The organism is Rhizobium sp. BR 250 (genome assembly GCF_047445855.1).
GTDB classification, from domain to species: domain Bacteria; phylum Pseudomonadota; class Alphaproteobacteria; order Rhizobiales; family Rhizobiaceae; genus Agrobacterium; species Agrobacterium tumefaciens_I.
In genome coordinates this window covers 290900-315152 of sequence record NZ_JARWKW010000005.1, presented here as the reverse complement: position 1 = coordinate 315152, position 24253 = coordinate 290900, and the positions used below count along the sequence as shown (strand labels likewise).

Here is a 24253-nt window from a genome sequence, read left to right as displayed (position 1 = left end):
KTTTYCTGGGGCTCAAAAATCGATGGCCCTGCCTTTTATTTCGTAATCCCCGAAACGCACGGGTTCCGCGCCGCCGCGGCCGCCCGTTTCCGGCGGCAACTGAAGATCGGCCTGTTGTCGGCGTCGTTCTTCCGCCTCTTTCAACGCCCGTTCCGCTGCGGGTGAAAGCTGCTTCACCCTTTCCGCGGTCTTCTCCGCGCCATTGTCATTATCCGCATTCTGCATGAAATCCTCCCTATGACGGGATATTGAAATATGTTTGCCGTTCACCAGATTATATAATCAGACGGGCTTTATAAACCCCGGAATATTCCCGGTGAGTAACCCGGTAAGCGACAAGGAGAATTTGACGGATGAACATGATGCGCACGGCAATGCTTCTGGCCTTCATGACCGCATTGTTCATGGGTGTCGGTTTTCTGATCGGCGGCAAGGGCGGCATGATGATCGCCTTCCTTATTGCGGCGGGTATGAATCTGTTCTCCTACTGGAATTCGGACAAGATGGTCCTTTCCACCTATCATGCGCGGGAAATAGACGAGGCGAATGCGCCCGAGTTTTTTCACATGATCCGCGATCTGTCGCAGAATGCCGGACTGCCGATGCCGAAGGTCTATATTTACGACAGCCCGCAACCCAATGCCTTCGCAACGGGGCGGAACCCGCAGAACGCTGCCGTTGCAGCGTCGACGGGCCTGCTGGAACGCCTCACGCCCGAGGAGGTGGCCGGCGTTATGGCGCATGAACTGGCGCATGTGCAAAACCGCGATACGCTGACCATGACGATCACCGCCACGCTGGCGGGCGCGATTTCCATGCTCGGCAATTTTGCCTTCTTGTTCGGCGGCAACAGGGAAAACAACAATAACCCCCTGGGCTTCATCGGCGTACTGGTTGCGATGATCGTGGCACCGCTCGCCGCGATGCTGGTGCAGATGGCGATCAGCCGTACCCGGGAATATTCCGCCGACCGTCGCGGCGCGGAAATCTGTGGCAACCCGCTCTGGCTTGCATCTGCCCTGCAGAAGATTTCAGGCATGGCGCAGCAAATTCACAATGATGATGCCGAGCGCAATCCGGCAACGGCGCATATGTTCATCATCAATCCGCTCTCCGGCGAGCGAATGGACAATCTCTTCTCCACTCACCCGAACACGGAAAACCGTGTGGCGGCGCTGCGCGCCATGGCACAGGAGTTTTCCCCGCGAGGATCGACGCCGCCGCCATCGGGTGATAGACCGGTGCGCAAATCAGGCTCCGTTCCCAAGACGGGCTGGGGACGAGGCAATGAAAACGAGCGCAAGGGGCCGTGGTCTTGACATCCGATACTCAGAATAAGCCGGCGCGGTCCAAGAAGCCGAGGCCGGCACATGGGAGGGGCCGTGAAGACGGCCCTTCGTCTTTCCAGGACAAGCCGGGCCTTGCTGCGCGCATTGCCGCCACCCGCATTCTCGCGGCCGTTCTGGAAAAGAAGACCTCTCTGGATGGGATGCTCGACAGCGAAAACGGTAATCCGGTCTATCGTGCGCTGTCGCTTGCGGACCGGGCACTGGTGAGGGCTATCGTCAACAGCGCGCTTCGCCATCTTCCGCGCATCGAGACGGCTTTGTCGATGCTGCTGGACGGACCATTGCCGCAGGGCGCGCGATCGCTGCATCACGTTCTCGTTGTCGGTGTCGCGCAGATGCTTTATCTCGATGTGCCGGATCATTCCGCTGTCGATCTTGCCGTGGAACAGGCGCATCGCGATCCGCGCAACCGGCGTTTCGTCAAGCTGGTCAATGCGGTTTTGAGAAGGCTCGGCCGTGAAAAGGTGGAGATCGAAAAGGCTATCGCTGACGTTCCGGTCTTGCCGGACTGGTTTTATGCTCGGCTTGTTTCCGCTTACGGCGATGAGGTGGCCCAAAGGATCTCGCAGGCGCAGCTGACACCATCTTCCATTGACCTGACGGTGAAGGCTGATCCCGCTCTCTGGGCGGAGAAACTGGGCGGTACGCTGATGCCGAACGGTAGCGTGCGTCTGGGTGAATTCGAAGGTCAAATCCCTTCGCTTGAAGGTTTTTCCGAAGGCGCATGGTGGGTGCAGGATCTTGCGGCCAGCATGCCGGTAAGGCTCCTCGGCGATATCGCCGGCAAGCGTGTTGCCGATCTCTGTGCGGCCCCCGGCGGCAAGACTGCCCAGCTAGCGCTGGCGGGCGCCGAGGTGACGGCGCTGGACCAGTCCGGCAATAGACTTCGCCGCCTGCGGGAAAATCTCGATCGGCTTGGCCTCAACGCCGAAACGGTGGAGGTCAACATGATGAAGTATCGGCCGGAACAGCTTTTTGATGCTGTGCTGCTCGATGCACCCTGTTCTTCCACGGGCACGCTGCGCAAACATCCCGATGTCTGCTGGACCAAGGATGAGAACGACATTGCCAAACTTGCCGCTCTTCAGGGCCAGATGCTGCGGCACGCATTGACCCTGGTAGGTCCCGGCGGCCTCGTCGTCTTTTCCAATTGCTCGCTCGATCCTTCGGAAGGGGAAGCGATGATCGCGGAGGTTCTGGCGGAAAATCCCGATGTGGAGCGCGTTGCCGTCCGCAGGGAAGATTGGCCCGGAATGGAGACGGCCATCAGTTCGCAGGGCGATCTGCGCACGACACCGGACATGTTCGGCGGTGTCGATGGGTTTTTTAGCAGTGTCTTGCGTAAGAAGTAGAAAAAAGCCAAGCTTTCGCGAATCATTAGATATTTATCGAAAACGTTCCGGTCATCGCGGTTCACTGATAAAAACAAAACATGTGAAACGGGAAACACAGCTTGGTAGGGTCCTTTGCAGGCAGCATGAATGCCGCCGGTCTTCTTTCGCGGATGGCATATCGTCATCTGTGTGTCGGCCTCACCCCATTGCGCCTGCATCTGTCGCGGTTTGCCAACCGCGTGCCCGAGGGTCTGGTAGCGGCGCCCACCGATCTGAGGGCCATCGATCCTTATTTTGCCGAGGAATTGCTGCGCGGCCGCATCGCGCTGGCCGGACGGGTCGTTGAAACCGGTGGCGCCTCGCCGTTTCAGGTGGATTTCCCCTCGGCGGTTTTTGAAGAACGGCTGCATGCATTCAGCTGGCTGCGGCACATTCGGTCCGATAAATCGAGTGAGGCCTGCAAGCGGGCGCGCCGCATTGTTGCCGAGTGGATGGCGCTGCACGGCAAGCGGGTTACCGGCACCGCCTGGTCGCCTGACATAGCGGCGCAGAGGCTGATTGCCTGGCTTTCGCATTCTCCCGTGGTTTTATACGAGGCCGATGCAGGCTTTTATCGTCGTTTCCTGAAAAGTCTTGCCTTTCACGTGCGTTATCTAGAGCGGATCGTCAAACATGCGCCGGATGGCGAAACGCGGCTGCGGATCAGGATAGCGCTCGCCATGGCCTCCATCGCCATGCCGACCCGCCTGTCGCGGATCACCCGCAACGGAATGAAGCTGGCTCAGGAAATGGAACGCCAGATTCTTCCCGATGGCGGGCATGTCTCCCGCAATCCACGGGTCATGCTGGATTTGCTGCTCGATCTTCTGCCGCTGCGGCAAAGTTACATCAATCTCGGCCATGACCTGCCTTCTGGGCTGGTGCCGGCGATAGACCGCATGTTTCCGGCAATCCGGTTTTTCCGCCATCAGGGTGGCGATCTTGCGCTGTTCAACGGTGCGACGGCGACACTCGCCAATGAGCTTGTTTCCGTGCTGCGTTATGATGAAACAGCCGGCCGGCCTTCCAAGGTCCTGCCGGATGTGAATTATCACCGGCTCGCCACTGATGACACGGTCATTATTGTCGATACGGGTTATCCCGGCTCGGCGGAGCTTTCGCGCAGTGCCCATTCGGGATGCTTGTCCTTTGAAATGTCCTGCGGCAAGAACCGGTTCATCGTCAATTCCGGGTTTCCGCGCAATGCCGCGCCGGAATATCAGCGGGCAAGCCGTTCCACCGCGGCGCATTCCACCGTCACGCTTGCCGATACCTCGTCCTGCAGATTGTCGCGCTCGAGGCTGCTTGGCCCGATCATGGTTTCCGGCGTCAGCGAAGTCGATAGCCGACGCGGAATGGACGCGAACGGTAATGACATCCTCTGGGCCTCCCATGATGGATATTTGCAGAATTTCGGCTGCTATCACGAGCGCGAAATAGAACTGAATGCGGCAGGCACGAAGATAAAAGGGCGCGACCTGCTTCGGGCTGACGAAGTGGCAGTGAAGGCGCAATTGCAATCCGTCTCGGCGGTTTCACGTTTCCACATCCATCCTCATATACAGCTTCAGCAGCGCGATGAGGAATCCGTATATCTGGAAGCGGCGGATGGAACGGCCTGGCTGTTTTCCGCTCCGGGGCTGGAGCTTTTTGTGACCGAGGATGTCTTCATGGCGGATGCCTCGGGCATGCGGCCATCGCAGCAGATCGAGTTACCGTTCAACCTTGCCAATACGCGGGAAATCCGCTGGATCATCGAACGCAAGGCTTAGGTATTTCGGGCGTTCCGCGCAAAAACCACCATAGTTTCCACCGTTCGGCGTCCCCGCTGTTTATTAATCCGGTAAGCTGTGTTAACGCGGCGGCAATTGCTGGAGCAATCCCATTCCAGCCTGTCCTCCCCGTTAAACGGAGTATGCCTGATGGCCGTCGTGTCCAAGAAAATTCCCGCCCCCGATAAGGTCAAGATTCGCACGGCGCTTCTTTCCGTGTCCGACAAGACGGACATTATCGAGCTGGCAACGGTGCTCTCCAAGCTCGGCGTCAAGCTCCTGTCGACCGGCGGTACGGCAAAAGCCATTGCCGAAGCGGGCCTGCCGGTGACGGACGTTTCCGACGTGACCAATTTTCCGGAAATCATGGACGGCCGTGTCAAGACGCTGCATCCCAACGTGCATGGCGGGCTTCTGGCCATCCGTGATGATGCGGACCATGTTGAGGCGATGAAGGCGCATGGCATCGAGGCGATCGATCTTTCCGTCATCAATCTCTATCCCTTCGAGGAAGTTCGCGCCAAGGGCGGCGATTATCCGACGACGGTCGAGAATATCGACATTGGCGGCCCGGCAATGATCCGCGCTTCCGCCAAGAATCATGCCTATGTCACGGTGGTTACTGATCCGTCCGACTATCCCGACCTGGTTGAAGCCCTGCAGGCTGACGACGGCCAGACTTCCTATGCGCTGCGCCAGCGTTTCGCCGCCAAGGCCTATGCCCGCACGGCTGCTTATGACGCCGTGATTTCCAACTGGTTTGCCGAAGCACTGGCGATCGAGACGCCGGACTACCGCGCCATCGGCGGAGTGCTGAAGGAAAAGATGCGTTATGGTGAAAACCCGCATCAGAGTGCCGGCTTCTACCTGACCGGTGAAAAGCGCCCCGGCGTTGCGACCGCGACGCTTCTTCAGGGCAAGCAGCTTTCCTACAACAACATCAATGATACGGATGCGGCTTACGAGCTGGTGGCGGAGTTCCTGCCGGAAAATGCACCGGCCGTTGCCATCATCAAACATGCCAATCCCTGTGGCGTTGCGACCGGCCCGACGCTTGCCGAAGCCTATCGGCGCGCGCTGGCATGCGATTCCGTTTCCGCCTTTGGCGGCGTCATTGCGCTCAACCGCACGCTCGATGCAGAAACGGCGGAAGAGATCGTCAAACTCTTCACCGAAGTTATCATCGCGCCTGATGTTACCGAAGAAGCCAAGTCCATCATCGCCCGCAAGCCGAACCTGCGCCTTCTGGCCGCTGGCGGCCTGCCTGACCCGCGTGCGGCTGGCCTCACGGCAAAGACCGTTTCCGGTGGTCTTCTCGTACAGAGCCGTGACAATGGCATGGTCGAGGATCTCGAGCTCAAGGTCGTCACCAAGCGTGCGCCGACCGCGCAGGAGCTTGAGGACATGAAGTTCGCCTTCAAGATCGCCAAGCATGTGAAATCCAATGCCGTGATCTATGCCAAGGACGGCCAGACGGCGGGCATCGGCGCTGGGCAGATGAGCCGCGTGGATTCCGCCCGCATCGCTGCCCAGAAGGCGGAAGATGCAGCCAAGGCTCTCGGTCTTGCCGAACCTCTCACACGCGGTTCTGCCGTTGCTTCTGAAGCGTTTTACCCGTTTGCCGATGGTTTGCTTGCTGCAATCGCTGCCGGCGCTACCGCTGTTATCCAGCCGGGCGGCTCCATGCGCGACCAGGACGTGATCGACGCCGCAAACGAGCATAATGTGGCAATGGTCTTCACCGGCATGCGCCACTTCCGCCACTAAGCGCGGATATAGTGAGCAATGATAAAGGCCCGGAAAGCGATTTCCGGGCCTTTTGTTTCACGTGGGACAGTCTTGAATGCTGCGGTTTCAGGTCACCGCGCCGACCTGCCACGGCACGAATTCATTGTCGCCGTAGTCGTAAATCTCGCTCACCGTCTTGTCGCCGGAAGCGACCGCAAGAATATGTTCGAAAATTCGTTTGCCGGATTCTTCGATGGTTTCCGTTCCCGTGACGATCTCGCCGCAGTTGATATCCATGTCTTCCTTCATGTGTTCATACATTTCGGAATTGGTGGCGATCTTGATGCAGGGAGAGGGTTTGAAACCCGAAACCGAGCCGCGGCCGGTCGTGAAACAGATGACGTTGCAGCCGCCGGCGACCTGTCCGGTGACGGCAACGGGGTCATAGCCGGGCGTATCCATGAAAACGAAGCCCTGTTCCGTCACCGTCTCGGCAAATTCATAAACTGCCTTCAGCGGCATGGAGCCGCCCTTGGCGACCGCGCCCAGCGATTTTTCCAGAATGGTGGTCAGGCCGCCGAGCTTGTTGCCGTGAGAGGGATTGTTGTTGAGTTCGTCGCCATTGCGGGCGGTATAGTCCCGCCACCAGTCGATGCGCTGCAGCAGCTTTTCGGCGACGGCTGGCGTGACGGCGCGTTTGGTCAGCAGGTGTTCGGCGCCGTAGATTTCGGGAGTTTCGGAAAGCACGGTCGTGCCGCCATTGCGGACGATGAGGTCGGATGCATAACCCAGGGCCGGATTGGCGGATATGCCGGAATAACCATCCGAGCCGCCGCATTCCAGTGCGACCTTGAGCTTGGAAAGTGGTTGTTCCGTACGGCGAGCAGCATTGACCATAGGCAGCATCGCCTTGATCTCGGCGATTGCCGCATCAATCGTCTTGCGGGTGCCGCCATGTTGCTGGATGGTCATGGTGCGCAGCCGTTCGCCCTCTTCCATCTTGTAATGTTCGAGGATGGGCGCGATCTGGTTGGTTTCGCAGCCGAGGCCGATCAGCAGAATGCCGCCAAAATTCGGATGACGGGCATAACCTTGGATGGTGCGGATCAGAAGGCGGTAACCTTCCGACTTGGTATTCAGTGCACAGCCGCCGCCATGGGTCAGTGCCACGACGCCATCGACATTGTCAAAGCCGTCAAGGCCGCCCTGTTTGTTGAAATAGTCGGCGATGTAGCGCGATACGGTGGCGGAACAGTTCACCGAGGCGATGACACCGATATAGTTGCGTGTGCCAACGCCGCCGAGACCACGGTCGTACCCCATGAAGGTCCGGCGTTCGGCTTCCGGCACCATGCCCTTTTCTTCGATGTCGATGCTGAACTGATGTGCATGTTCGGAGGGCACCATGGCGAGGTTGTGCAGGTGCACATGCCGGCCGGGCTCGATGTCCTGGGTGGCGATGCCGATCACCTGCCCGTATTTCAGCACCTCGTCTCCGGATTTAATGAACTTGAGGGCCACCTTGTGCCCGCGCCCGATCAGCTCGAGCGCTGCCAGATCGCCCCTGCCCGTCGCGCCGCCAGCCGGAATGGACCGACGCGCCACCGCGACATTGTCGTTGGCGTTCAGCAAAATGGTTGCCTCAGAATTCTCACTCACGGGTTTTCCTCCTCCCTATACATTGCCTGCTATGTTTGTCATTCAGCTATCCACCCAGCGGCGTTTCGAGCCTTCCAGATGGATGTGCATGGCGGCCTGCGCCAGCAGCGGATCCTTGAGTTCCAGCGCAGTCAGAATGGCTTCGTGTTCCTGCAGGGCGCGGGTCCAGGTGTCGCGATCTTCGAATTTGACACGAAGCTGCGCCGAAATGGGGCTGTGGCGTTCATCGAAGAGGTTCGCCACCAGCCGCGCCAGAACGCTGTTGCCGGATTGTTCGGCAATGGTGACGTGAAACAGACGATCCTGATCGAGGGGTTTGCGACCGGCCTCGATTTCCCTTTGCATGGTGTTGAGGATCTGGCGGAGGGTCGCGATCGTCTCATCGGTCATCCGGCTTGCCGCCAGCACGATGGTCGCGCCCTCCAGCGCGCCGCGCGCCTGCATCAGTTCGGAAGGGCTGTCACCCAGCGATTTGGTGTGATGGGTCGTCTGCAGCGCTTCGGCTGACACATAAACGCCGGAACCCATGCGGATTTCAACGGTATTATCGATTTCAAGCGCAATCAGTGCTTCGCGCAGCGATGGCCGTGACACGCCGAGTTTCTGCGCCAGTTCCCGCTCGGCGGGAAGCCGTGTGCCGGGCAGGAATTCACCCATGTCGATGAGTTCGCGTATCTGGTCCGCAATCTGCTGATAAAGCCTGCGCGGTTCCGCTATTTTGGCCTGACCATTCATGTGTTTTTCGACGAGTCCTGTCTGCAACATATATTTGGCCTTACCGTAACGCCAAGCGTGCCAATACGCAAGAAATTACGTAAATATCTGAAAATACGCGTTAATTGTCATACATACTTTTGTATCCTTTACCTTCTTCGCTACGGCGATCTTCAGTTTTTCACTAATTGGCTTGACCATTATAAAAAACCGGCCTAACCATTTGCCCTGTTCATGACCCCGGTGGAGCGGGGAGCAGAGTGGGAGGTTTCCAGATGTCGCAGGGCGCATCGACAATTCGGGGCGATTTTTCGCCTGAGGAGATGGCGCGTGCGGAGCGTTCGGTCCTTCTGCGTCTCGAAAATATCAGCAAGGAATTTCCCGGCGTAAAGGCGCTGTCCAACGTTCATTTCGATCTGCGTGGCGGTGAAGTGCATGCTGTCTGCGGCGAGAATGGCGCGGGAAAATCGACGCTGATGAAAATCATCAGCGGTGTCTACCAGCCGAGCGAAGGCACCATCCTGCACAAGGGCGTGAAGGTGCAATATGCATCGCCGCTGGAATCTGAAGCTGCTGGTATTGCCATCATCCATCAGGAACTCAACCTCGTTCCGCATCTTTCCGTTGCCGAGAATATCTATCTGGCGCGTGAGCCGCGCCGGGGTTTTCTCGTGGACCGCAAGAAGCTGCGGCTCGATGCCAAACGCTGTCTCGACCGGCTGGGCGTCGATATCAACCCCGACCAGATGGTCCGCGGTCTTTCTGTCGCGCAATGTCAGATGGTGGAAATTGCCAAGGCGCTCTCTCTTGATGCGGAAGTGCTTATCATGGATGAGCCGACCTCCTCGCTGACCGAGCAGGAAACCCGGCTTCTGTTCAAGGTCATCCGCGATCTCAAGGCCTCCGGCGTCGGTATCGTCTATATTTCCCATCGTCTCGATGAGATGGCCGAGATCGTCGACCGCGTGACGGTGCTGCGCGACGGACGATATATTTCGACCGACGATTTTGCCTCGATCACCGTTGATGACATTGTCACACGCATGGTCGGGCGTTCGCTGGAAGACAAATTCCCTGAGCGCACCTCGCGCCCGACGGACGATATTCTCTTTTCCGTCGAAGGGCTGACCCGCAATGGCGTGTTCAGTGACGTCAGTTTCTCCCTGCGGCGCGGCGAAATCCTCGGTTTTGCCGGTCTTATGGGCGCGGGGCGAACGGAAGTTGCGCGGGCAATCTTCGGGGCCGATCCGCTCGATGCGGGCAAGATCGTTTTCAACGGGCGCGAACTTTCCATCGGCTCGCCCCAGGACGCCATCGAGGAAGGCATTGCCTATCTCTCGGAAGATCGCAAAAGCGATGGTCTCGCCATCAAGATGTCGGTGGCGGCCAATACGACGCTCGCCAATCTCGGCGAGGTTTCCAACCGTTTCGGGCTGATCGATTTCAAGAAGCATGATGATGTGGCGAAGCGTTACGTCGATCTGCTGAACATCCGCACCCCTTCGATCGATCAGACGGTGCGGCTGCTTTCGGGTGGCAACCAGCAGAAAATCATCATCGGCAAATGGCTGTTCCGGCAGTCGCGCGTGCTGTTCTTCGACGAGCCGACGCGCGGCATCGATGTCGGCGCAAAATTCGCGATCTACAAGATCATGGATGAACTGGCCGCACAGGGCATCGGCGTCATTCTCATCAGCTCGGAACTGCCGGAAATTCTGGGACTGACGGATCGTATCGCGGTGTTCCATCAGGGCCGTATCACGGGCGTGCTCGAAACCGCCAAGACCAATCAAGAAGAAATCATGCGGTATGCGTCCGGTTACGGCCGGGCCGCGCAGTGAGGAACGACATGGCCAATATTGCAGAACCCAAGAAGGGCTTCGCCGTCAGCGATCGCCAGAAGGATATCATCCAGAAATTTGCGGCGCTCGGCAGCCTCTTTGCGCTGGTCGCGGTCTTCTCCGCAACCAGCAGCGCCTTCTTCACCGTCAATAATGGCATGACGATCGCCTTGCAGGTGACGTCCATCGCGCTGCTCGGCATTGGCGCCACCTGTGTCATCATCACCGGCGGCATTGATCTTTCGGTCGGTTCGGTGCTCGCGCTTGCCGGCGTTGTCGCAGCCCTTGCGGTGAAGGAACTCGGCATGCCGGTGCCTATCGGTATGTTGCTCGGCATTCTGACGGGGTCGCTTTGTGGTCTCATCAACGGTCTTTTGGTGACGCGCTTCAAGCTGCCGCCCTTCATCGCCACTCTTGGCATGATGCTGATTGCCCGCGGTGTTGCCCTGCAGATCACCGGTGCGCGCGCCGTCTCCGGTCTCGGCGAATCCTTCGGTGAACTTGGCAACGGCGCTCTCTTCCGCATCGTCAATATCGGTGACGATGGCTTTCCGAATGTCGTGTTTCCCGGCATTCCCTATCCGGTCATCCTGATGGTGGTGATTGCGCTTGCGGTTTCCTTCATGCTCAACCGCTCGATCCTCGGGCGCCACATCTATGCCGTGGGTTCCAATGCGGATGCTGCCCGCCTTTCCGGCGTCAACGTCGCTCGCGTCACCAATTTCACCTACATCCTGTCCGGCACGCTTGCCGGACTGACGGGCTGCGTGCTGATGTCGCGCCTCGTCACCGCCCAGCCGAACGAAGGTGTGATGTATGAGCTGGATGCCATTGCCAGTGCGGTCATCGGCGGCACATCGCTGATCGGCGGCGTGGGCACGATTTCCGGCACGGCCATCGGCGCCTTCGTCATCGGCATTTTGCGCAACGGTCTCAATATGAACGGCGTTTCCGCCTTCACGCAACAGATCATCATCGGCCTCGTCATTCTGGTCACCGTCTGGATCGACCAGCTGCGCAACCGCCGCTGATCCAAAGGGCTGCGGACCCTTTCCGCAAACAAGATCGGCAGGGGAGGCCCGGTATGCCGACATCACGGAGGAAGAAATGAAGAAAATTACGACTGCCCTTCTGACATCCGCAATCGCGCTGTGGAGCGTTTCCACCGTGCAGGCCGGTGAAATCGCCGTCATCGTCAAGACCGTCAACTCCACGTTCTGGCAGAACGTCCAGAAGGGCGCTGACGCGGCGATGAAGAACTCTTCCGGCAACACCATGACCTTCCAGGGCCCGGCTGCCGAATCGGCGATTGCCGACCAGGTCAACATGGTCGAAAACGCCATCAACCGTAAGGTTGCCGGCATCGTTCTGGCGCCTTCCGATCCGGATGCGCTGGTGCCTGCCGTCAAGAAGGCCTGGGAAGCCCGTATCCCGGTGGTTCTGATCGACTCGCAGCTCGCCAAGGGCTCGGAGCAATATTATCAGTCGTTCCTTGCGACCGATAACAAGAAGGCCGGCGAACTCGCAGCGCAGGCGCTGATCGACAAGGTGGGTACGGAAGGCAAGATTGCCGTCATGTCCTATGTCGCCGGCGCCGGTTCCGAAATCGGCCGCGTCGGTGGTTTCACCGATTACATCCAGATGCATTCGAAGCTTCAGATCGTTGGCCCGTTCTATTCGCAGTCGCAGATGGCGACCGCGCTGAACCAGACCACCGACGTTCTGGCCGCCAATTCCGACCTGAAGGGTATTTTCGGCGCCAATGAGCCGACCGCCATCGGTGTCGGCCGTGCGCTTGCCCAGTCCGGCAAAGCCGGCAAAGTCGTTGCCATCGGCTTCGACGGCAATCAGGACCTGCAGAACTTCGTCAAGGACAGCACGCTTTCCGGCATCGTCGTTCAGGGTTCCTACCAGATGGGTGAAAAGGGCGTGGAAACCGTGACCAAGCTCATCAACAAGGAAAAGGTCGAGAAGTTCGTCGATACCGGCGTCGTTGTTGTCACCAAGGACAATATCGAGAAGCCGGAAGCAAAGAACGTGCTTTACTGATACCGACGGCGCGCCGCCGTCTGGTGGCGCGCCTCACCCTTTGAGATGCGGTTTTCACCATCCGCTCCATGCTTAAGAATTCAGGAAGTCCCTGCGATGAAAGTCTCCGATACACGTAAATTGCCGCGCCGCGCCGTAGACGTCACCGTCATGGGCCTCGGTTGCGCCCAGATGGGCAATCTCTACCGCGTCACGCCCTATGAAGAGTCCAAGGGTGCGTTCGACAAGGCATGGGAAAGCGGCATGCGTTATTTCGATACCGCGCCGTTTTATGGTTATACGCGGTCGGAGCGTCGCCTCGGCACCATGGTGACCGAGCATGATCGGGGCAACTATACGCTCAGCACCAAGGTCGGCCGCGTCATGGTGCCGGATGAGACCGTGGGCCCGGAGGAGGATGCCTATATTGCGCCTTTGCCGTTCCGCCCGGTCTATGATTATTCCTATGACGGTATTCTGCGGTCCTTCGAGGCAAGCCAGCAGCGGCTGGGTATCCTGAAGCCGGATATTCTTTATGTGCATGATATCGGCTCCCATACCCATGGCGAAAAACACCAGCACTACTGGGAGCAGCTGACGACCGGTGGCGGGTTCCGTGCGCTCGGCAAGCTGCGCGAAGAAGGATCGACCGGGGCTGTCGGCCTCGGCGTCAACGAGTGGGAAATCGTCAGCGACGCCATGGATGTTTTCGACATCGATGTCGCCATGCTGGCCGGCCGTTATACGCTGCTCGAACAGCAGAGCCTTGCTTTCATGAACCGCTGCGCTGAAAGCGGCGTCGCCATCGTCGTCGCCGGCGCTTTCAACTCCGGCATTCTGGCTGGCAACCGCAAATTCAATTATGCCGATGCGCCCGCCGATATCCTCAAGCGTGTGGATGCGCTGCACAGCGTATGTGAGGAGCTGGGGGTCTCGCTGCAGGCCGCCGCGCTTCAGTTTCCGCTTGCCCATTCGGCGTCTGTCACGGTCGTTTCAGGTGCGCGCAATGCGCAGCAACTCGCTTCCAATATCGAATGGTTCGAGCAGTCCATCCCGGATGAATTCTGGTCCGAGCTGCAGAAGCGGGGCCTGATTGCCGAAGGTGCACCCGTGCCCGGCGGAAAGGCCTGAGGCAATGCTCATCGACGCCCACCAGCATTTCTGGCTGATGAAGGATCGCGCCGGGCAATGGCCGCCGCCATCGCTGGCCGCCATTTACCGGGATTTTCTTCCGGCCGATCTGTCGCCATTGCTGGCGGCTGCCGGGGTTTCCGGTACGGTGCTGGTGCAGACGATGGAGACGGCGGCCGATACGGATTTCATGCTGGAACTGGCGGAAAAGACCGATTTCATCAAGGGTGTGGTCGGCTGGCTGGATATGAAGTCCGCTGAAGCGGCGGCGGAAATTGCCCGCCGGGCGAAACATCCGGCCTTCAAGGGCGTGCGCCCCATGCTGCAGGGCATGGAAGATGTCGCCTGGATCGACGATCCGGCGCTGGATGCTGCCGTGGAAGCACTGGTGAAACACGATCTGGTGTTTGATGCGCTGGTCCTGCCGCCCAATCTACAGCATCTCCTCTCTTTTGCCCGCAGGCATCCGGACTTGCCGATCGTTATCGATCATGGCGCAAAGCCTCTGATTGCCACCGGTCACTATAATGATTGGCGGCGTGATATGGCGGCTCTCGCGAGCCTTCCCAATGTCCATTGCAAACTATCCGGCCTGCTGACCGAGCGCGGCGAACAGCGCCCGGAAGCGGTGCGGCCCTATGCCGAGACCATTCTCGACCTGTTTGGCGGCGAGCGCGTGATTTTCGGCAGTGACTGGCCGGTGCTGCGCCTCGCGGGTGATTATCAGGGCTGGCTGGATTTCTGCCGCGATATCGTGCCGGCGAAGGACCATGCGGCAGTTTTCGGCGGCAACGCCATTCGTTTTTACTCCCTTACTGACAGGTGATGCATGCTGGCGATTTTCTGTGACACTCCCGGTCAATTAACCGCCAAGGATCTGCCGAAACCCGTGCGCGGTGAAGGCGAAGTCCTGGTGCGTATTCGCCGCATCGGTGTTTGCGGCACCGACTTGCACATTTTTACCGGCAACCAGCCCTATCTCTCCTACCCGCGTATCATGGGCCACGAGCTCTCCGGCACGGTTGAGGAGGCGCCCGCTGGCAGCCACCTTTCCGTTGGCGATGTGGTGACCATCATTCCCTATATGTCCTGCGGAAAATGCAATGCCTGCCTGAAGGGCAAGAGCAATTGCTGCCGCAATATCGGTGTGCTCGGCGTCCATCGCGATGGCGGCATGGTGGAATATCTGAGCGTGCCGCAGCAATTCGTGCTGAAGGCGGAGGGGTTGAGTCTCGACCAGGCGGCCATGACGGAATTCCTGGCGATCGGCGCCCATGCGGTGCGTCGCGGTGCCGTCGAAAAAGGGCAGAAGGTTCTGATCGTCGGCGCCGGTCCGATCGGCATGGCGGTTGCAGTCTTCGCCGTTCTCGATGGCGGCGAAGTGACGATGATCGACGGTCGCACCGACCGGCTGGATTTCTGCAAGAAACATCTCGGTGTCGCCCATACGGTCGTCCTTGGCGAAGGCGACAAGGATCGTCTGTCCGATATCACCGGTGGCGATTTCTTCGATGCGGTCTTTGATGCGACCGGCAACCCGAAAGCCATGGAGCGCGGGTTTTCTTTCGTCGGCCACGGCGGCTCCTATGTTCTGGTGTCCATCGTTGCGAGCGATATCAGCTTCAACGACCCGGAATTTCACAAGCGTGAGACGACGCTGCTCGGCAGCCGCAACGCGACGCCGGAAGATTTCGAACGGGTGCTTCGCGCCTTGCGCGAAGGGAAAGTGCCGGAGGCGCTGATCACCCATCGCATGACACTTGCTGATGTTCCCTCGAAGTTCGCGGGCCTGACCGATCCGAAAGCCGGAGTCATCAAGGGCATGGTGGAGGTCGCATGACGCCCGATACGCCCATCCTGCAATTCGGCACCAGCCGCTTTCTTCTCGCCCATGTGGATCTGTTCGTTTCGCAGGCCCTGGACAGGGGAGAGGCGCTGGGGCGCATCGCAATCGTTCAGACGACCGGCAATGCGGAGAGCCTGAAACGTGTTGCGGCGCTGAATAGCGGCGCACCCTACCCCGTGCGCATTCGCGGCATTCGCGATGGGCAGGAAGTGGACGAGGAGATTGAGGGCAAAGGTGTCGCGCGGGCTTTGACTGCCGCGACCGACTGGGCCGAGATACGCCGTCTCACCTGCGTGGCCGAGGTCATTCTGTCCAACACGGGTGATCGCGGTTATGAGCTGGATTCGGCTGATGGACCCGGGCTTGCCGCCGATTTCACGATCGTGCCGAAAAGCTTTCCGGCGAAACTCTGCATGCTGCTGCTGGAGCGTTTTCAGCGCAATCCGGAAGCACCCGTCTCGATTTTCCCCTGCGAGCTCGTGCCGCGCAACGGCGAAAAGCTGAGCCAAGTCATTCGCCGGCTTGCGGATGAATGGCAATTGCCGGCGGGTTTTGCCTTCTATCTGAATGAGAAGTGCCGTTTCGCCAATAGTCTGGTGGATCGCATCGTCTCAGAGCCGATCGATCCGGTCGGCGCTGTGGCGGAACCCTATACGCTCTGGGCGATCGAGAGACAGGAAGGTCTCGTCCTTCCCTGTACCCATCCCGCGGTGGTGCTGACCGACGATCTCGACCACTATGAAAAGCTCAAGCTGTTCCTGCTCAATCTCGGCCATTCCTATCTGGCGGAGCGCTGGGCGCAGGATGCACGCCCGAAGGACGAGACGGTGCGGCAGGCCATGGCCGACGACGCTCTGGTGGCGGATCTGGAAGTGCTCTGGCGTGACGAGGTTCTGCCGGTCTTTGCGGCTGAAGGCATGGGAGACGAGGCGCAAACCTATATCGGCGTGTTGCGGGAGCGTTTGCGCAATCCCTTTCTCGCGCATCGCCTCGCCGATATCGCCGGCAACCATGACGAAAAGAAGCGCCGCCGCTTCGCGCCGGTCATCGCCGCCGCCGAGAGGCTGGAATTGAAGTTGCCGCAGTCGAAGCTGCGTGCGGCGCTTGCCACCATCAAGCAATAACGGAGTTTTTCATGCAGCGCATGGGCATGGTCATCGGCGTCAAGCCTGAGATGATCGCGGAATATAAAAGGCTGCACGCCGCTGTCTGGCCGGAGGTTCTGGCATTGATCAGCGAAAGCAACATTCGCAACTACACGATCTTCCTGCGCGAGCCGGAAAATCTGCTTTTCGGCTATTGGGAATATCACGGCAGCGATTTCAGCGCCGATATGGCGAAGATAGCTGCGAGCCCGAAGAACCAGGAGTGGTGGTCTTTCACCATTCCCTGCCAGCAACCGCTCGAAAGCCGTAAGGAAGGCGAGTGGTGGGCGATGATGGAAGAGACCTTCCACCTCGATTGAACGATTTTCTTTGACACTGACCGCGAGTAACCGGCCATGACCAAAATTACAGATCTGCGTGTTTTCGACCTGCGTTTCCCGACCTCACAGAGCCTTGATGGTTCGGATGCGATGAACCCCGACCCGGATTATTCGGCGGCTTACGTCATTCTCGATACGGACGAGCCGGGCCTGAAGGGCCATGGCCTGACCTTTACGATCGGCCGCGGCAATGACATCTGCTGCATGGCCATCGAAGCGATGCGCCATCTGGTCGTCGGCACCGATCTTACCACCGTTACGGAAAATCCCGGCAAATATTGGCGGCACCTGACGAGCGACAGCCAGCTGCGCTGGATCGGCCCGGATAAAGGCGCGATGCATCTCGCCACCGGCGCTGTCGTCAATGCAGTGTGGGATCTGCTGGCCAAGAAGGCCGGCAAGCCGGTGTGGCAGCTCGTCGCCGATATGAGCCCGGAAGAAATCGCCGATATCGTCGATTATCGTTACCTGACCGACGTGCTGACCCGCGACGATGCGCTGGCGATCCTCAGAAAGGCCGAAGCCGGCAAGAAGGAACGTATCGAGACGCTGAAGAACGAAGGTTATGCCTGCTATACGACGTCGGCCGGCTGGCTGGGTTACGACGATGCCAAGCTGCGCCGTCTTTGCCAGGAGGCGATCGACGCCGGTTTCAACCATGTGAAGATGAAGGTCGGCCGCGATCTGGAAGACGATATCCGTCGTCTCACCATCGCTCGTGAGGTGATCGGCCCAGACCGTTACCTGATGATCGACGCCAACCAGGTATGGGAAGTGGATCAGGCGATCGACTGGGTGAAGAAGCTTGCCTTCGCCAAGCCGTTCTTCATCGAAGAGCCGACCAGCCCGGATGATGTCGCCGGCCATCGCAAGATCCGCGCCGCCATCGGCCCGGTGAAGGTGGCGACCGGTGAAATGTGCCAGAACCGCATCATGTTCAAGCAGTTCATCGCCGAAGGCGCAATCGACGTTGTACAGATCGACAGCTGCCGCATGGGTGGTCTGAACGAGGTGCTGGCGGTTCTGCTGATTGCCGCCAAATACAATCTGCCGGTCTGGCCGCATGCGGGTGGCGTCGGCCTTTGTGAATATGTGCAGCACCTGTCGATGATCGACTATCTCGTGGTGTCGGGCACCAAGGAAGGCCGCGTGATCGAATATGTCGACCATCTGCACGAGCACTTCATCGAGCCCTGCGATATCCGCAACGCCGCTTACATGCCGCCGAAGCTGCCGGGCTTCTCCATCGAAATGAAGCCGGAGTCGATTGAGACCTACACTTTCGAGGAGTGATCGAAAGATTGCAGCGCCTCCTCGAGGCGCCGCCACTCCGCTTCGCTGCCGGGAAGGCCGAAACGCATGTCGTTCGGCCTTTCGTCAAAGATGCGTACCAGAATGCCGCGACGGCCGAGATGGTCGAACAGTGCCCTGGCGCGCTCGTCCCGCACCAGCGTGAACAGGGACGTGCCGCCGGCGATTTTCAGTCCTGCCTTTTCCAGCAGTTTGTTTATGCGTCCTGCTTCCTCCGCAAGCCGCAGACGCATGGATGATTGCCAGTCTCTGTCAGTCATGGCTTCCGCAGCGATGTGCAGAGCCGGGCCGGAAACCGCCCAGGGGCCAAGCCTTGCTTCCAGTTCGGCAGCGATGTCGGGATGCGTAATTGCGAAACCCAAACGCACGCCCGCCATGCCGTAAAATTTTCCGAAGGATCGCAGGACCACCAGCGCGTCGCCATTTGTTGCATCCGCAAGGCTTTTGGCACCGCCCGCTTCGATGAAGGCTTCATCCACGACGAGCAGGCCGCCTTCGCGACCTATCGCTCCGGCGAGCGCGAATAAAGCTTCGCGGTCCGCGATGCGACCATCGGGATTGTTGGGATTGACCACCACCGCATAGCCATAAGCCGACAGGTTGTTGATGTTTTCCTCTTCGGTGACGGTAAGCCCCGCCATGCGGGCGGTGCGGGCATGTTCCGCATAGGCGGGTGAAAGCACGGCACCGCTTTGGGCGCCACGATTGATGGCGATCTGCGCCAGCAGAGGCATCAGCATCTGGGTGCCGGGAGAGAGCGTAACGTGCTGCGCGGAAGGCGCGCCGAAATGGGCTGCCGCCAGCTGTTTCAGTTCCTCAGCAGCGCCGGGTTCCGGCAGGCGGGCGAATGCGCTGGCAGGAATGGGCGAATGCGGATAGGAGTGCGGGTTGATCCCGGTCGAAAGGTCGATCCACGGTTCAGGCGCTTCCGGAAACATCAGGCGCGCCTTGCCGAGATTGCCGCCGTGACGGATCGCTCCTTGAGCTTTTTCTGGTACTGTCTCGCCCATGTTCTTTGCTCTCGCTTTCCTGTCGCTCGTGATCGAACGCCTGACCGGCTATCCGGACTGGCTGTTCAAACGCATCGGCCACCCCGTCACCTGGATCGGTTCGCTTATCGCGCTCATGGACAAAAAATGGAACCGGGAGAGTGCGTCATTTTCTCAGCGTAAGGCCGCAGGTGTTGCGGCGCTGGTTGTTTTTGTCGGGCTGACGGTGATCCTTGCGTGGTTTGCGCAATCGGTTCTGCTTGTCCTGCCCTTCGGTCTGCTGGCCGTGGCGATACTCGGCGCTTCGCTTCCGGCGCAAAAAAGTCTGGAACAGCATGTGGAGGCAGTCGCCACTGCTCTGGAGCGCGAGGGGGTGGAAGGCGGCCGCAAGGCGGTTTCGATGATCGTCGGACGTGATCCGCAAAAGCTGGATGAGGCGGCGATCTGCCGGGCGGCGATTGAAAGTCTCGCCGAGAATTTCTCCGATGGCATCGTCGCCCCTGCCTTCTGGCTCGGACTTCTGGGTCTGCCGGGCGGTGCGGCTTATAAGGCGATCAATACGGCCGACAGCATGATCGGCCATCGTTCGCCGCGCCATGAGGCCTTTGGCTGGGCCTCGGCCCGGCTGGATGATCTCGTCAATCTGCCGGCTTCAAGGCTGAGCGGCAGCCTCTTTGTGGTCGCCGCATTTTTTGTCGAGGGCGCGTCGCCAAAAGCGGCCATTGCTGCGATCCGTCGCGATGCCCGCCACCACCGCTCCCCCAATGCCGGCTGGCCGGAGGCGGCGCTGGCCGGCGCCCTCGGTTTTGCACTTGCCGGGCCGCGTTCCTATGGCGGGCAGATGATCGAGGCGCGTTTCATGGGCGAAGGCGGAAGGTCGGCGCTGGTTGCCGGTGATATTCGCAAGGCACTGCGGCTGGCGCGGATCGCGGACCTGTTGCTGATCGGCCTGTTCGGGCTTCTTATCGCGCTATAGCAAGCAGCCTGTCGAGATCGAGGTGCTGCTCCATATGCGCAGCCAGACGGTCGAGAACCGCATCCACCTGCGCGTCATAGTTCAGATCCGTATCTTGCCCGCCGAGACGCTCCAGCCATGCGCCGCGCTGACGGTCATCCGCGAAAAGGCCGTGAATATAGGTGCCAAAGACGCGACCATCGGGCGAGATGGTACCATCGTCATGCCCGTCGATCGTCGAAAACGCCAGATTACCCGCCGTTCCCGTGGTTTCACCGACATGCATTTCGTAGCCGGATAAACCAACACCATCAAAACTTGCGCCCTGAACGGAAACGAGCCGTTTGTCACCCGTCAAAACCGTGTCGACATCCAGCAGGCCGAGCCCGTCGACAGTCGCCGGCGGCCCTTCGATGCCATCGGGATCGGCAACGGTTTTTCCAAGCATCTGATAACCGCCGCAAAGGCCGAGAACGTAGCCGCCGCGCCTCAAATGCGCTTTTATATCGATGTCCAGACCCGCATCTTGCAGCACGGCGAGATCGGCAATCGTGGATTTCGAGCCGCACAGCAAAACAAGCCGGCAATCGGCGGGGATCGTCTCACCCGGCGGCACGCGGATCAGTTCCACATCCGGTTCCATGTCGAGGGGATCGAGATCGTCGAAATTGGAAATATGCGGCAGGATTGGTACGGCGATGCGGATTTTTGCGCCGGGTTTCCGTTGGGCCGGGCCGGAAAGCCCCAGCGCGTCTTCCGCCGGCAGTTTCGCGGCATCGGAAAAATGCGGCAGAAGCCCTATGGAGGCCCAATCGGTCTTTTCCGCAATCATCCGCATACCATCGGAAAACAGCGCCGGATCGCCGCGAAAGCGGTTGACGATGAAACCTTCGATCATTGCCGCATCATCGGCGTCGAGTACCGCCCTGGTGCCGACGAGGCTGGCGATGACGCCGCCGCGGTCGATATCGCCGATCAGGATCACCGGCGCATCGGCTGCCCGGGCAAAACCCATATTGGCAATGTCATTGGCGCGCAGGTTGATTTCCGATGCGCTGCCAGCCCCTTCCACCAGCACCAGATCAGCCTGTTGTTTCAGGTGCTCGAAGCTTTCCAGCACGCGCGGCATCAGCCCGGCCTTCATGTGCTGATAGTCAGCCGCCTTGGCATTACCGACGATCTTGCCCTGCACCACCACCTGTGCGCCGGTTTCGCTCTGCGGCTTCAGGAGCACGGGGTTCATGTGTACGGAAAGCGGCACGCCCGCTGCCCGCGCCTGCAGGGCCTGGGCGCGGCCGATCTCGCCACCATCGGCGGTGACAGCGGCATTGTTCGACATGTTCTGCGGCTTGAACGGCATGACGGAGAGGCCGCGCCGGGTGAATGCGCGGGCAAGGCCGGCCACCATCAGCGATTTGCCGACATCGGAGCCGGTTCCCTGAAACATCAGCACCCGGGCTGCCATATCAGAATTCTATCCCGGCCTGAGCCTTCACGCCGGCCTTGAAATGATGTTTCACCAACGTCATTTCCGTCACCATGTCGGCGGCGTCGATCAGCGGCTGCTTGGCGTTGCGGCCGGTGACGATGACATGCAGATCGGGCCTGCGGTTGGAAAGCGTTGCGACGACCTCTTCCAGCGGCAGGTAATCGTAGCGCAGCGCGATGTTCAGCTCGTCAAGGATCAGCAGGCCGATGGTCTCGTCGGCCATCAGGGTTTTGGCCTCTTCCCAGGCCTTTGCCGCTGCCGCGACATCACGCTTCAGATCCTGTGTGTCCCAGGTGAACCCTTCCCCCATGGTACGCCAGACGACTTTGTCGCCAAAGAGCGTCAGGGCCTGCTGTTCTCCCGTCGACCATGCGCCCTTGATGAATTGCACGACGCCCACCCGCCGCCCGGTGCCGAGCATGCGCAATGCCAGGCCGAAAGCGGCCGTGGACTTGCCCTTGCCGGGGCCGGTGTTGATCATCAGCAGGCCTTTTTCGATGGTCTTTTCCGCAACTTCGGCATCCTGCACCGTCTTGCGGTTGACCATTTTCTGCCGGTGGCGTTCGGCTTCGCTGTCGCTGATGTCGCGGGTCATCGCCTTTTCCTTCTCATCCAGCGGCGCGGGACCTTATGCCCCTGCCATTCGGAGCGGCGACTATACTCAATTTGCCGCACCCGGCAATGTGCTGGGAAGGGGCGTGCGGCATTGACCCTCACACCCGTTCAGCCTAAGGGTAAGGGACTGACGGTCTTTTCCCGGCAACGGGAAAAGCTAAGAGGGAACACGGTTCCACCCCGATAACGGGTCATTCCGTGGCTGCCCCCGCAACTGTAAGCGGTAAGCCCGCACCGTAAAGCCACTGGACCTTTGTGATCGGTTCGGGAAGGCGGTGTCTGGGTGTTGATCGAGCCGCAAGCCAGGAGACCTGCCGTTTCAGGAAAAAACGTCTGCCGGGCGGGGTGCTCCGGTCAGTCGGTCAGATCGAACAGCCGGTTTGCGCCTGTCCGCACACCGTTTTCGATATCCGCACCCCGATGAATTTTAACTTGGCGCGGGAACGGGACGGTTTGGATATTTCAGCGACATCTTCATGTGCAAACGCGAACGTGCAGGGCGAAACGACGCCCGGCGTGACCGTCTTCGTTTGCCGCAGCTGTCGCGATGACGCTGATCCCACTGCCGAACCGCGTCCCGGTTCGCGTCTTGCCGATGCCGTCATCGCAAAGGCGGAGGAAACCGGCATTGCCGTTCGTTCCGTCAATTGCCTTGCCAATTGCAAGCGTGGCCTCAGCGCCGTGCTGCGCAGCGCCAATGGCTGGTCTTATGTGTTTGGCGGGCTGACGCCCGATGATGCGGAAGACCTGCTGACGGGCGCGCGACTGCTTTCTGCCGCATCCGATGGCCTGATGCCCTGGCGTGGCCGCCCCGAACCCTTAAAGTGCGGCATGGTGGCGCGCATTCCCCCATTCGATTTTACCGAGGAGAGATCATGAGCACCCTTCTGGACCGCGTTCCCTGCACCATCGTCACCGGCTTTCTGGGGGCCGGAAAAACCACGCTGCTGCGCGGCCTTCTCGAAAAGCTGGATGGCAAGCGGCTCGCCATCATCGTCAATGAATTTGGCGATATCGGCATCGACGGCGAAATTCTGAAAGGCTGTGGCATTGAAAGCTGCCCGGAGGAAAACATCGTCGAGCTGGCCAATGGCTGCATCTGCTGCACGGTGGCGGATGATTTCCAGCCCGCCATCGAACAGATCCTCAGCCGTCAGCCGAAGGTGGAGCATATCCTCATCGAGACTTCCGGTCTTGCCCTGCCGAAGCCCCTGGTGCAGGCCTTCCAGTGGCCCGCCATCAAGAGCCGCGTGACTGTTGATGCCGTGGTCGCCGTGGTGGATGGTGCGGCGCTCGCCGAAGGTCAGGTTGCCCACGACATGGAAGCGCTTGCTGCCCAGCGCGCCAATGATGAGGCACTTGATCATGACGATCCGGTCGAAGAGGTCTTCGAGGATCAGGTCGCCTGCGCCGATCTCATCGTGCTCACCAAGGCCGATCTTCTGGATGATGCCGGCCTCGACAAGGCCAGGGCGCATATCCTTGACCATCTGCCGAAGGCGGCGAAGATCGTTGTCGCTTCGAATGGCGCCATCGATCCCGCCGTGCTGATCGGCCTCGGCCTTGCGGTGGAAGAAGATATTGAAAACCGCCGCACCCATCATGATGGCGAACTCGACCATGAACATGATGATTTCGACAGCTTCGTCATCGACCTGCCGGCCGTTACCGATCCGGAGGCGCTGGCAGCCCGTATCGCCGAGACGGCCGCTGCCGAAAATGTGCTGCGCATCAAGGGCTTCATCGAAGTCGCCGCCAAGCCCATGCGTCTGCAGGTGCAGGCTGTCGGCAGCCGCGTCAACCACTATTACGACCGCCCCTGGGCGGCGGGTGAAGAGCGCCGCAGCCGCCTCGTCGTCATCGGTGAAAAGGGTATCAACCGCGAAAAGATCGAACAGATGCTGGCCGCCTGACATAAGCCAATTGCGCATTGTCCGGACGCAAAACCGCGACGTACTTTTACTGGA

At 59.7% G+C, this 24253-nt stretch carries 22 protein-coding genes and 1 riboswitch; of the genes, 16 read left to right on the top strand and 6 right to left on the bottom strand.

Features of this window, described 5'->3' with window-relative positions; all coding sequences use genetic code 11:
- Positions 1-12 precede the first annotated feature (12 nt).
- Positions 13-225, bottom strand: a complete 213-nt coding sequence (locus QD336_RS10770) for a DUF1674 domain-containing protein (protein ID WP_269347135.1) — start codon at positions 223-225, stop codon at positions 13-15.
- 128 nt (positions 226-353) lie between these two features.
- On the opposite strand from QD336_RS10770, the gene htpX reads away from it, so the two are divergent.
- The 4 genes from htpX (at position 354) to purH (ending at position 6261) form a co-directional block, all read left to right on the top strand.
- A complete protein-coding gene (gene htpX, locus QD336_RS10765) occupies positions 354-1319 on the top strand; it encodes a zinc metalloprotease HtpX (protein WP_499170609.1) in 966 nt (321 codons plus the stop codon).
- Positions 1316-2701, top strand: a complete 1386-nt coding sequence (locus QD336_RS10760; RefSeq protein WP_499170607.1) for an RsmB/NOP family class I SAM-dependent RNA methyltransferase — start codon at positions 1316-1318, stop codon at positions 2699-2701. Before htpX ends, QD336_RS10760 begins: the two co-directional genes overlap by 4 nt.
- 125 nt (positions 2702-2826) lie before the next feature.
- Positions 2827-4494, top strand: coding sequence for a heparinase II/III family protein (locus tag QD336_RS10755; RefSeq protein ID WP_499170667.1), 1668 nt, complete (start codon positions 2827-2829; stop codon positions 4492-4494).
- Positions 4495-4644: 150 nt separating this feature from the next.
- The gene (gene purH, locus QD336_RS10750; protein ID WP_269347138.1) at positions 4645-6261 is read left to right on the top strand and encodes a bifunctional phosphoribosylaminoimidazolecarboxamide formyltransferase/IMP cyclohydrolase; all 1617 of its coding nucleotides are present in this window, start codon (positions 4645-4647) and stop codon (positions 6259-6261) included.
- Positions 6262-6348: 87 nt separating this feature from the next.
- Here purH and QD336_RS10745 read toward each other — a convergent pair whose 3' ends face one another.
- A complete protein-coding gene (locus QD336_RS10745) occupies positions 6349-7881 on the bottom strand; it encodes a UxaA family hydrolase (protein WP_499170606.1) in 1533 nt (510 codons plus the stop codon).
- Positions 7882-7923: 42 nt separating this feature from the next.
- The gene (locus tag QD336_RS10740) at positions 7924-8616 is read right to left on the bottom strand and encodes a FadR/GntR family transcriptional regulator (protein WP_499170666.1); all 693 of its coding nucleotides are present in this window, start codon (positions 8614-8616) and stop codon (positions 7924-7926) included.
- Between the two features lie 254 nt (positions 8617-8870).
- On the opposite strand from QD336_RS10740, the gene QD336_RS10735 reads away from it, so the two are divergent.
- From QD336_RS10735 to QD336_RS10695, 9 genes are all read left to right on the top strand, one after another.
- The gene (locus tag QD336_RS10735; RefSeq protein ID WP_499170605.1) at positions 8871-10436 is read left to right on the top strand and encodes a sugar ABC transporter ATP-binding protein; all 1566 of its coding nucleotides are present in this window, start codon (positions 8871-8873) and stop codon (positions 10434-10436) included.
- A gap of 8 nt (positions 10437-10444) precedes the next feature.
- A complete protein-coding gene (locus QD336_RS10730; RefSeq protein WP_499170603.1) occupies positions 10445-11467 on the top strand; it encodes an ABC transporter permease in 1023 nt (340 codons plus the stop codon).
- Positions 11468-11543: 76 nt separating this feature from the next.
- Entirely contained in the window at positions 11544-12485 is a 942-nt protein-coding gene (locus QD336_RS10725; RefSeq protein ID WP_499170602.1) for an ABC transporter substrate-binding protein, read from the top strand.
- A 96-nt stretch (positions 12486-12581) separates the two neighbouring features.
- Positions 12582-13595 (top strand): aldo/keto reductase, encoded by a 1014-nt coding sequence (locus QD336_RS10720; protein WP_499170601.1) that lies wholly within the window; start codon positions 12582-12584, stop codon positions 13593-13595.
- Between the two features lie 4 nt (positions 13596-13599).
- Positions 13600-14421 carry an amidohydrolase family protein gene (locus QD336_RS10715; RefSeq protein WP_499170600.1) on the top strand — a complete coding sequence of 274 codons (822 nt, stop codon included), beginning with the start codon at positions 13600-13602 and terminating at the stop codon, positions 14419-14421.
- Between the two features lie 3 nt (positions 14422-14424).
- The gene (locus tag QD336_RS10710) at positions 14425-15435 is read left to right on the top strand and encodes a zinc-binding alcohol dehydrogenase family protein (RefSeq protein WP_499170599.1); all 1011 of its coding nucleotides are present in this window, start codon (positions 14425-14427) and stop codon (positions 15433-15435) included.
- The gene (locus tag QD336_RS10705; RefSeq protein WP_499170598.1) at positions 15432-16565 is read left to right on the top strand and encodes a mannitol dehydrogenase family protein; all 1134 of its coding nucleotides are present in this window, start codon (positions 15432-15434) and stop codon (positions 16563-16565) included. Before QD336_RS10710 ends, QD336_RS10705 begins: the two co-directional genes overlap by 4 nt.
- 11 nt (positions 16566-16576) lie before the next feature.
- Entirely contained in the window at positions 16577-16906 is a 330-nt protein-coding gene (locus QD336_RS10700; RefSeq protein ID WP_010972585.1) for an L-rhamnose mutarotase, read from the top strand.
- A gap of 36 nt (positions 16907-16942) precedes the next feature.
- Entirely contained in the window at positions 16943-18220 is a 1278-nt protein-coding gene (locus QD336_RS10695) for an L-fuconate dehydratase (RefSeq protein WP_499170597.1), read from the top strand.
- Here QD336_RS10695 and cobD read toward each other — a convergent pair.
- Positions 18202-19248, bottom strand: a complete 1047-nt coding sequence (cobD, locus tag QD336_RS10690) for a threonine-phosphate decarboxylase CobD (protein ID WP_499170595.1) — start codon at positions 19246-19248, stop codon at positions 18202-18204. The genes QD336_RS10695 and cobD overlap by 19 nt on opposite strands.
- Here cobD and cbiB point away from each other — a divergent pair.
- Entirely contained in the window at positions 19247-20203 is a 957-nt protein-coding gene (gene cbiB, locus QD336_RS10685; protein ID WP_499170594.1) for an adenosylcobinamide-phosphate synthase CbiB, read from the top strand. The two genes, cobD and cbiB, sit on opposite strands and share 2 nt — an antisense overlap.
- On the opposite strand, the gene QD336_RS10680 is transcribed toward cbiB, so the two are convergent.
- A complete protein-coding gene (locus tag QD336_RS10680; RefSeq protein WP_499170593.1) occupies positions 20190-21647 on the bottom strand; it encodes a cobyric acid synthase in 1458 nt (485 codons plus the stop codon). The genes cbiB and QD336_RS10680 overlap by 14 nt on opposite strands.
- A gap of 1 nt (position 21648) precedes the next feature.
- Positions 21649-22266, bottom strand: coding sequence for a cob(I)yrinic acid a,c-diamide adenosyltransferase (cobO, locus tag QD336_RS10675; protein ID WP_499170592.1), 618 nt, complete (start codon positions 22264-22266; stop codon positions 21649-21651).
- A 134-nt stretch (positions 22267-22400) separates the two neighbouring features.
- A riboswitch (cobalamin riboswitch) is annotated at positions 22401-22619 on the top strand.
- 159 nt (positions 22620-22778) lie between these two features.
- Between cobO and QD336_RS10670 the strand changes: the two genes are divergently transcribed.
- Together QD336_RS10670 and cobW are read left to right on the top strand one after the other, a co-directional pair.
- Positions 22779-23165 (top strand): DUF1636 family protein, encoded by a 387-nt coding sequence (locus tag QD336_RS10670; protein ID WP_499170591.1) that lies wholly within the window; start codon positions 22779-22781, stop codon positions 23163-23165.
- Complete coding sequence (cobW, locus tag QD336_RS10665) at positions 23162-24199, top strand: cobalamin biosynthesis protein CobW (protein ID WP_499170590.1); 1038 nt, start codon at positions 23162-23164, stop codon at positions 24197-24199. The genes QD336_RS10670 and cobW overlap by 4 nt, the downstream gene beginning before the upstream one ends.
- The last annotated feature ends 54 nt before the right edge of the window (positions 24200-24253 follow it).

Bases quoted from the DNA above. Each gene is read 5' to 3' on its own strand.
- QD336_RS10770 (WP_269347135.1), bottom strand. From the start codon at position 225: ATGCAGAATGCGGATAATGACAATGGCGCGGAGAAGACCGCGGAAAGG.
- QD336_RS10700 (WP_010972585.1), top strand. From the start codon at position 16,577: ATGCAGCGCATGGGCATGGTCATCGGCGTCAAGCCTGAGATGATCGCG.
- htpX (WP_499170609.1), top strand. From the start codon at position 354: ATGAACATGATGCGCACGGCAATGCTTCTGGCCTTCATGACCGCATTG.
- cobD (WP_499170595.1), bottom strand. From the start codon at position 19,248: ATGGGCGAGACAGTACCAGAAAAAGCTCAAGGAGCGATCCGTCACGGC.
- purH (WP_269347138.1), top strand. From the start codon at position 4,645: ATGGCCGTCGTGTCCAAGAAAATTCCCGCCCCCGATAAGGTCAAGATT.
- QD336_RS10705 (WP_499170598.1), top strand. From the start codon at position 15,432: ATGACGCCCGATACGCCCATCCTGCAATTCGGCACCAGCCGCTTTCTT.
- QD336_RS10730 (WP_499170603.1), top strand. From the start codon at position 10,445: ATGGCCAATATTGCAGAACCCAAGAAGGGCTTCGCCGTCAGCGATCGC.
- QD336_RS10695 (WP_499170597.1), top strand. From the start codon at position 16,943: ATGACCAAAATTACAGATCTGCGTGTTTTCGACCTGCGTTTCCCGACC.
- QD336_RS10755 (WP_499170667.1), top strand. From the start codon at position 2,827: ATGAATGCCGCCGGTCTTCTTTCGCGGATGGCATATCGTCATCTGTGT.
- QD336_RS10725 (WP_499170602.1), top strand. From the start codon at position 11,544: ATGAAGAAAATTACGACTGCCCTTCTGACATCCGCAATCGCGCTGTGG.
- QD336_RS10710 (WP_499170599.1), top strand. From the start codon at position 14,425: ATGCTGGCGATTTTCTGTGACACTCCCGGTCAATTAACCGCCAAGGAT.
- QD336_RS10680 (WP_499170593.1), bottom strand. From the start codon at position 21,647: ATGGCAGCCCGGGTGCTGATGTTTCAGGGAACCGGCTCCGATGTCGGC.
- cobW (WP_499170590.1), top strand. From the start codon at position 23,162: ATGAGCACCCTTCTGGACCGCGTTCCCTGCACCATCGTCACCGGCTTT.
- QD336_RS10740 (WP_499170666.1), bottom strand. From the start codon at position 8,616: ATGAATGGTCAGGCCAAAATAGCGGAACCGCGCAGGCTTTATCAGCAG.
- QD336_RS10715 (WP_499170600.1), top strand. From the start codon at position 13,600: ATGCTCATCGACGCCCACCAGCATTTCTGGCTGATGAAGGATCGCGCC.
- cobO (WP_499170592.1), bottom strand. From the start codon at position 22,266: ATGACCCGCGACATCAGCGACAGCGAAGCCGAACGCCACCGGCAGAAA.
- cbiB (WP_499170594.1), top strand. From the start codon at position 19,247: ATGTTCTTTGCTCTCGCTTTCCTGTCGCTCGTGATCGAACGCCTGACC.
- QD336_RS10735 (WP_499170605.1), top strand. From the start codon at position 8,871: ATGTCGCAGGGCGCATCGACAATTCGGGGCGATTTTTCGCCTGAGGAG.
- QD336_RS10720 (WP_499170601.1), top strand. From the start codon at position 12,582: ATGAAAGTCTCCGATACACGTAAATTGCCGCGCCGCGCCGTAGACGTC.